A 6,310-nucleotide genomic window follows, 5' to 3' on the forward strand; every position below is an offset into this window, starting at 1 on the left:
GGATTAGTACGTGGCACCAACCAAATTAATTGGTGCCACGTACTAAGTCAAGTACGATGAGGCCATGCCACACGACGCCGCCCCCGCCACGCCGTCCGCCCGAGCGCACGACGAACCGCCCGCGCGCGCGGCTGACCTGGGAATCGTCGATGCTCTGGCGCAGCTCTCGTTCCTCGTGCAGAACGCGCTGGGGAAGGTCGCGGCCGAGCTGGGCCTGTCGGTCATCCAGCTGCGCCTGCTGGGCGTGCTCAGGGACCGGGAGCCGGGCATGCGGGAATTGGCCCGCCATCTGGAGCTGGACAAATCCAGTATCACCGGCCTGGTCGACCGGGCCGAGCGCCGCGGCCTGGTCCGCCGCGCCCCCGCGCCGCACGACGGCCGCGCCGTACAGGTGTCACTGACCGACGAAGGGCGGGCGGCGGCGCGGGCGCTGGAGGCCGACGCCGACCGGCGGATCCGGGCGCTCGCGGCCGGCCTCACCGACGAGCAGCGTGCCGCCCTGTCCCTGCTGGCGAGCGCTGTGGTGTCCGGCGACAGCGCCCTGTGACGAGCCCCGGCCGCAGGATTTCCCGGCGGGCGGACGCGCTGCCGCCCACGCCTACCGCGTCACAGTCCGAGCTTCGCCGCGTACAGCCGCGCCACCGCGTCCTTGTCGCCGTCCACCTCGACCTCGGCGGCGTCCTGGCGGCCGAAGACGAAGACCGTCAGCTCGGACGGCTCACCGGTCACGGTCACCACGGGAGAGCCCTTGCGGGCGACGGCGGTCTGGCCGTTCGGACGGCGCAGCACCAGGCCGACCGGGGAGCGGCGGCCCGCGAGCCGGGCGGCACGCTCCAGCCGCGCCCACAGGGTGTCGGCGAAGACGGGGTCGACGGCACGCGGCGTCCAGTCGGGCGTGGCACGCCTGACGTCCTCGGCGTGGACGTAGAACTCGACGGTGTTGGAAGCCTCGTCCACCTGCTTGATGGTGAAGGGCGACATCCGCGGCGGGCCGGTCCTGATGAGCTGGATCAGCTCTTCGTACGGCTTTCGCGCGTACTCCTTGCGGACCCGTTCCGCACGGTCCTTGAGCTGCGGGATGAGAAGTCCCGCCGCCGCGTCACCGCGCCGTTCGCGTACCACGACGTGCGCGGCCAGGTCGCGGGTGGACCAGCCCTCGCACAGCGTCGGGCCGTCAGGTCCTGACTGCTCCAGCAGATCGGCGAGGAGCAGACGTTCGCGCTGGGCATGTGTCGACATGACTCCAGATTACCGGCCCCCTGGCCGATACGTCCGCTCCCCGCCCCTGCCGCCCCCGTGAGGCGTCAGCCCAGCGGAGCGTAGAGCTTCTTGCTGTTGGTGCCGTTGTTGAGCGTGAGCGAGCAGGTCACCGTCTTGCGGCCCTGGAGCTGATAGGTGGTCAGCTTCGGGAAGAGCGCGTACGGGTAGTACAGCCGCCCGTCCGCGGGAAGGTGCTTCTTGGCGTCGGCCGTGCACAGCTCCAGCGCCTTCGACTGGATCTCCGAGTCGGTGCTGAAGGTGCCGGACAGCGTCTCGTTGGCGACGACCTGGCCGTCGTGCGCGGAGCTGCACGACTTGGTGGTCACCGTGTCGACGGTCGGCGTGAGCGTCGGCGCGTCGAAGCACTTGCCCGGCGAGAGCACCACGTACGGCACGACCTTCTCGGTCGGGGTGACGCTCGGGAAGTCGGTGAACGGGTCGTCGGTCGGGGTGTCGAAGGTCGGGGTGTCCGACGGCAGCGTGAAGCTGGGCGTCGGCTCGGTGAAGGACGGCATGGACGGCAGTCCTGACGGCAGACCGCTGATCGACGGCGTCGGCTTCGCGTCGTCCTTGCTGTCGCTGCCGCCGGACACGGCGACCGCGGTGCCGATACCGCCGATCACCACGACCGCGGCTATGGCGATCAGCACATTGCGCTTGGTGTTGTTCGGCGGCGGCGGGGGCGGCGGGTAGCCGCCGGGGCCCTGCGGGTAGCCGTAGCCGGGCGGGGCCGGCGGTCCGGGCGGACCCGGCTGGCCGTAACCGCCCTGCTGGCCGTAACCCTGCTGGCCGTAACCCTGCTGGCCATAAGGCCCCGGCGCGGCCTGCGTCGGCTCCTGCGGATAACCGTAGTTCTGACCGCCGCCTTGTTGCGGATAGCCATAGCCACCGTCACCGGGCGGCTGGGGAGGAGGGGGGCCGTAGCCCTGTGGTGGCCCGAAACCGCCTCCTTGGTCAGGAGGCGGCGGCGGTCCTTCTTGCGGCGGTGGTGGAAAACCCATGCAGGCAGGATGCCCCATACGGGTGACATGAGCGAGCGACAACCGGATGGTGGTCAACTCACTTGCCCTCTTTGCCGGTTATTGACACTTTTCGAGTTCTTGATATTCGGCGGCAGAATGGTCACCATGCCCGCCAGCGCACTCGACCCAGCAGTCGCCGCCCGCCTCAAGCGCACGGCCGACGGACTCGTACCCGCCATCGCCCAGCAATACGACACCGGTGAAGTGCTGATGCTGGGGTGGATGGACGACGAGGCCCTGCACCGCACCCTCACCACCGGCCGCTGCACCTACTGGAGCCGCAGCCGCCAGGAGTACTGGGTCAAGGGCGACACCTCGGGCCACGTCCAGCACGTCAAGTCCGTCGCGCTGGACTGCGACGGCGACACCCTGCTGGTGAAGGTCGACCAGGTCGGCGCCGCCTGCCACACCGGGGACCGTACGTGTTTCGACGCCGACGAACTGCCGCTCGGCCAGCCGGTCCGCCCTTCGCCGCACCGGCCGCTCCCGGCGCCCGGCCGCGACCACTAATCTCGGCTCATGGACCTTGAGACCTTCCGCAAGCTGGCGGTCGACCGCCGGGTGATTCCCGTGACGCGCAGGCTGCTCGCTGACGGCGACACTCCGGTCGGGCTGTACCGCAAGCTCGCGGGGGAGCGGACGGGAACGTTCCTGCTGGAGTCGGCGGACGGAGGCACCTCCCAGGCCGAAGGCTCCGGGGGAGACCGGAGGTGGTCGCGCTACTCCTTCGTCGGAGTACGGTCGGCCGCCACACTCACCGCGCGCGACGGCCGGGCGCACTGGCTCGGCACGCCGCCGGTCGGCGTCCCGGTCGACGGCGACCCGCTGGAGGCGCTGCGCGTCACCGTCGGCGCCCTGCACACTCCGCGCGACCTGGCGGCGGGGATGCCGCCCTTCACCGGCGGCATGGTCGGCTACCTCGGATACGACATCGTGCGCCGCCTGGAGCGGATCGGCGAGCGGACCCGCGACGACCTGCGGCTGCCGGAACTGACCATGCTGCTCACCTCCGACCTCGCCGTCCTCGACCACTGGGACGGCACGGTCCTGCTGATCGCCAACGCGATCAACCACAACGACCGCGCCACCGGGGTGGACGAGGCGTACGCGGACGCCGTCGCCCGCCTCGACGCCATGCAGGCCGACCTGGCCAAACCGGTCGAATACGTGCCCGTCGAGCTGCCGCCGTCCGAGCTGCCGGAGTACACCGCCCTGTGGGGCGGCGCCGCCTATCAGCGCGCGGTCGACGACATCAAGGAACGTATCCGCGCGGGCGAGGCATTCCAGGTCGTCCCCTCGCAGCGCTTCGAGACCCCGTGCACGGCCAGCGCGCTCGACGTCTACCGCGTCCTGCGGGCCACCAACCCCAGTCCGTACATGTACCTCTTCCGCTTCCCCGGCGGCGAGGGCGGCGACTTCGACGTCGTCGGCTCCAGCCCCGAGGCCCTGGTCAAGGTCGAGGACGGCCGTGCCATGGTCCACCCGATCGCGGGCACCCGCCCGCGCGGCGCCACGCCTCGGCAGGACACCGCGCTCGCCGAGGAGCTGCTGGCCGACCCCAAGGAACGCGCCGAGCACCTGATGCTGGTCGACCTCGGCCGCAACGACCTGGGCCGCGTCTGCGAACCCGGCAGCGTCGAGGTCGTCGACTTCATGTCCGTCGAGCGCTACTCCCACGTCATGCACATCGTCTCGACCGTCACCGGCCGGGTCGCCGAGGGCCGTACCGCATTCGACGTGCTCACCGCCTGCTTCCCCGCGGGCACCCTCTCCGGCGCCCCCAAGCCGCGCGCCATGCGGATCATCGAGGAGCTGGAGCCGTCCCGGCGCGGTCTGTACGGCGGCTGCGTCGGCTACCTCGACTTCGCCGGTGACTCCGACACGGCCATCGCCATCCGTACGGCGCTGCTCCGCGACGGCACCGCCTATGTCCAGGCCGGGGCCGGTGTCGTCGCCGACAGCGATCCGGTGGCCGAGGACACCGAGTGCCGCAACAAGGCCGCCGCCGTCCTGCGCGCGGTCGCCACCGCGAACCGCCTGTAGGGGCGCGGCCCCTGGGCCCGCGCTTTGTGCGTGGCGGGCGCTTTTCAGGGGCGCCGGGGGCACCTCCCGGCCGAAGGCCGGGGGAGGAACCGCGCGACCGGCCACCGTGGAGGTGGACCCGACCACCGGCCCCGGAGGGGCAGTTCGGTGGTATTCGCCACCACCGGCCGGTGGTGGCGACTCGCGCAGTTCCTCGCGCCCCCAGGGGGCGAACCCTCCTCCGTGGAGGAGGGCGGCCTGGCGGGTCAGCCCGCGAAGGCCGCCGTGCCGTTCGGCGTGCCGAGGCCCGTCGGGCCGTCGAAGCCGCTCACGCCGGTGCACAGGTACGAGCCGCCGCACGAGCCGTTCGAGCCGCTGGCGACGTCGTTGAGCGCGTCGGAGTGCGCGTAGGGGAACGAGGCCGGGTAGGACCCGGCCGAGGGGGCGCCTGCGAGGGCGTAGACGGCCGCGATCAGCGGCGACGAGGCGCTGGTGCCGCCGAAGACCTCCCAGCCGGTGTCCGAGCCGTACGTGTCGTAGACGGCGACGCCCGTCGCGGGGTCGGCGACCGCCGAGACGTCGGCGATGGTGCGCTTGCCGCAGTCGGCGTCCGTCTGCCAGGACGGCTTGGCGTCGTAGGAGGAGCAGCCGGAGCCGGTGCCCGTCCAGACGGACTCGGTCCAGCCGCGGCTGGAGGAGTCGCTGGTGAGCGAGGTGCCGCCGACGGCGGTGACGTACTGGGAGGCGGCCGGGTACTCGGCGCCGTAGCCGCTGTCACCGGCGCTGACGGTGATGGCGACACCGGGGTGGTCGAAGTACGAGCTGTCGTACGACGGGTCCGAGGAGGACTCGCCGCCGCCATAGCTGTTGGAGACGTACTTCGCGCCCAGCGACACCGCGGTGTTGACGGAATCGCCCAGGTTGGTCATGGAGGAGTCGTCGGCCTCGACCAGGAGGATGTGGCAGTCGGGGCAGGCGGCGCTGACCATGTCGAGGTCGAGCGATATCTCCTCGGCCCAGCCCGCGTCGGCGCTCGGCAGCGCGGAGGCGCTGCCGGACTGGCCGACCTTCGAGAAGCAGCCGTTGTCGGCGGTGCAGGCGGGCAGGCCGTAGGTGGAGCGGTAAGTGGCCAGATCCGCTTCGGCGTTGGGGTCGTCGTACGCGTCGACGATCGCCACGGTCGCGCCGGACCCGCCGGAGGAGGGCAGGGCGTACGCGCTCTGGAGATCGGCCGGGCCGAAGCCGGAGGGGGCCGCGGCCGGGTTCACCGAACCGGTGGACTTCTTGAGCGTGCTGACGCCCTGGGTGACCTTGAGCGCCTTGCACGCCATCACGTCCGGATGGGTGCTGAGGGCGCAGGAGCGCGCGGTGCTGACGCCGTGCGCGGCGGGGGAGGCGCCGGCGTACGGGGCCAGGGCCAGCCCGGACAGGGCCAGTCCGGCCGCGGCGGTGACCGCGAGCGCGGTGCGGCGGGCAGTGGGTGTGAGGGTGATCGAACGCAACTATTGCCTCCTGTGGGGGGTGAACCGGGGGCTTGTGGGATGCGTGACAGGTGGTGCCATTGGTGCGAGTTGACATCAGTGGGACGGCCGAAAACGTATGGTGACGAGCGCACGTCAACAAGGAGGGGGCCGGAAGCTATACCTCCGCTTTACTTGTGGCATAAGGGAGTTGGGCAAGGCATTGCCCGGTGCTGACCTCCCGGCAGGTGTGAAATCGACTCGTCCCGGTGTGATGTGTGATGGCCGTTCCGTGCCGATTCGAGATCATTCGGGACCGATCGCCACGGCGTGTTTTCAGCCGCGCGCCGCGCCCCCCGATCCGGCCGCCCGGTGCCCCCGCCGGACGGGCCGCCGCGCCGACAGGCGATAGTGGTGGGGTGAGTGCCGTCCCTCAGCCCCGCGCTGACCAAGCCGTCGAGACCGAAGCCGAGCCGGACCGCGAGACCGGGGCCGGCGCCGGCGCTGGCGACGCGGCCTCGGCCGCGCGGCGCACCGCCATGCGCG

At 71.5% G+C, this 6,310-nt stretch carries 6 protein-coding genes; 3 read left to right on the plus strand and 3 right to left on the minus strand.

Features of this window, described 5'->3' with window-relative positions; translation table 11 throughout:
- Positions 1–64: 64 nt before the first annotated feature.
- Positions 65–547, plus strand: coding sequence for a MarR family winged helix-turn-helix transcriptional regulator (locus BGM09_RS06915; protein WP_188280540.1), 483 nt, complete (start codon positions 65–67; stop codon positions 545–547).
- Positions 548–606: 59 nt separating this feature from the next.
- On the opposite strand, the gene BGM09_RS06920 is transcribed toward BGM09_RS06915, so the two are convergent.
- Both BGM09_RS06920 and BGM09_RS06925 read right to left on the minus strand, forming a co-directional pair.
- Positions 607–1,239: a TIGR03085 family metal-binding protein gene (locus BGM09_RS06920; protein WP_188280541.1), complete on the minus strand. Its 633-nt coding sequence runs from the start codon at positions 1,237–1,239 to the stop codon at positions 607–609.
- 65 nt (positions 1,240–1,304) lie between these two features.
- Positions 1,305–2,261: a hypothetical protein gene (locus BGM09_RS06925; protein ID WP_188280542.1), complete on the minus strand. Its 957-nt coding sequence runs from the start codon at positions 2,259–2,261 to the stop codon at positions 1,305–1,307.
- A 117-nt stretch (positions 2,262–2,378) separates the two neighbouring features.
- Here BGM09_RS06925 and hisI point away from each other — a divergent pair, with 117 nt between their 5' ends.
- Positions 2,379–2,792: a phosphoribosyl-AMP cyclohydrolase gene (gene hisI / locus BGM09_RS06930; RefSeq protein ID WP_411158267.1), complete on the plus strand. Its 414-nt coding sequence runs from the start codon at positions 2,379–2,381 to the stop codon at positions 2,790–2,792.
- Positions 2,793–2,801: 9 nt separating this feature from the next.
- Positions 2,802–4,325: an anthranilate synthase component I gene (locus tag BGM09_RS06935; RefSeq protein WP_188280544.1), complete on the plus strand. Its 1,524-nt coding sequence runs from the start codon at positions 2,802–2,804 to the stop codon at positions 4,323–4,325.
- A 245-nt stretch (positions 4,326–4,570) separates the two neighbouring features.
- Here the strand turns inward: BGM09_RS06935 and BGM09_RS06940 are convergent, their stop codons facing one another.
- Complete coding sequence (locus BGM09_RS06940; protein ID WP_188280549.1) at positions 4,571–5,797, minus strand: peptidase S8; 1,227 nt, start codon at positions 5,795–5,797, stop codon at positions 4,571–4,573.
- Positions 5,798–6,310 lie beyond the last annotated feature (513 nt).

It is taken from the genome of Streptomyces sp. CBMA29 (assembly GCF_014596445.1).
Classification (GTDB): domain Bacteria; phylum Actinomycetota; class Actinomycetes; order Streptomycetales; family Streptomycetaceae; genus Actinacidiphila.

Coding starts and splice junctions, on each gene's coding strand:
- BGM09_RS06915 (WP_188280540.1), top strand. CDS start 65: ATGCCACACGACGCCGCCCCCGCCACGCCGTCCGCCCGAGCGCACGAC.
- BGM09_RS06920 (WP_188280541.1), bottom strand. CDS start 1,239: ATGTCGACACATGCCCAGCGCGAACGTCTGCTCCTCGCCGATCTGCTG.
- BGM09_RS06925 (WP_188280542.1), bottom strand. CDS start 2,261: ATGGGTTTTCCACCACCGCCGCAAGAAGGACCGCCGCCGCCTCCTGAC.
- hisI (WP_411158267.1), top strand. CDS start 2,379: ATGGTCACCATGCCCGCCAGCGCACTCGACCCAGCAGTCGCCGCCCGC.
- BGM09_RS06935 (WP_188280544.1), top strand. CDS start 2,802: ATGGACCTTGAGACCTTCCGCAAGCTGGCGGTCGACCGCCGGGTGATT.